Origin of the sequence: Roseovarius sp. D22-M7 (assembly GCF_037083785.1) — a bacterium.
Classification (GTDB): Bacteria; Pseudomonadota; Alphaproteobacteria; order Rhodobacterales; family Rhodobacteraceae; genus Roseovarius.
The window spans coordinates 1-1,061 of sequence record NZ_JBAPKY010000183.1 but is presented as its reverse complement, the minus strand read 5'-3'; the positions used below and the strand labels follow the sequence as shown (position 1 = coordinate 1,061).

General features: G+C 62.5%; 1 protein-coding gene. It reads right to left on the bottom strand.

Annotation, left to right across the window (positions count from 1 at the left end):
* Positions 1-200 precede the first annotated feature (200 nt).
* Positions 201-1,061, bottom strand: an 861-nt coding sequence (locus V8324_RS22000) for an IS110 family transposase (RefSeq protein WP_336422012.1), incomplete at its 5' end; no start/stop codon positions are given.

The window sequence follows — 1,061 nt, the reverse complement described above, 5'->3', positions numbered from 1 at the left end:
TGCGGCCATGTATACGGCGTCTGGATTGCAGCACGATGGCTGCGCGCCTTGATGAAAGTCCGCGGTCGCTTTGGTCCCAATCAATGGCACGCGCTCTGGGGCGCTCCGGTCCGAACAGGGTGTCCTCGGCGATATGTCCGTTCTTTGCCATCATCTCACGATGCACTTGCCTTCTGGTAGGGGGTAAACCCCTGTCTCTGTCAGGCGGCGGGTGCCGCCCGGAATTCCGTCTGGTTCTTCATGAGCGCGTAGGCCGTGCGCGCCATGCGGTTGGCCAGGGCGATCGCGGCCTGCTTGGGCTTCTTGCGCTGTATCATTCTCCACAGCCAGTCGTCCCCAGCTTCACGACGGCGGCGAGCGCTGACCTGCGCCATCGCACCGAGATAGAGCAACCGCCGTAGATACCTGTTGCCCATCTTGGAGATGCGCCCCAGCCTTTCCTTGCCGCCGGTGGAGTGAGGTCGCGGCGTCAGACCCAGCCAGGCAGAGAGATCGCGTCCCGACTTGAAGTCGGCGATATCGGGCAGCGCAGAAACCAATGCGCTGGCGGTGATCGGCCCGATCCCAGGAATCGTTTGCAGACGTTGCGCATCTTCATTGCCACGGGCGTCCGCGCGGATGTCTGCGGTCAGGCCCTCGATCTTCTTCTGCGTGTCGACCAGTTGATCGGCGAGCAGGTTGAGTGCCTTGCACGCTGGCGCGGGCAGATCGGCCCTGTCACATGCCGCGATCAGGCGCTCGACGTTGTGAATACCCTTTGGGACGACGATCCCGAACTCGCCCAGATGTGCGCGCATGGCATTCACGATCTGGGTCTGCTGACGGACCAGAAATTCGCGTGCCTTGTGCGTCATGAGCAGCGCCTGCGTATCCTCGCTCTTCACGGGAACAAACCGCATCGAGGGGCGGGATACCGCTTCGCAAATCGCTTCGGCGTCGGCCTTGTCTGTCTTCCCGCGCTTGACGTAGCCCTTCACATAGCTTGGCTGCATCAGCCGGACGTCATGGCCGAGCTTGATCAACTCCCGAGCCCAGTAATGCGCGCCGGCGCAGGCTTCCAT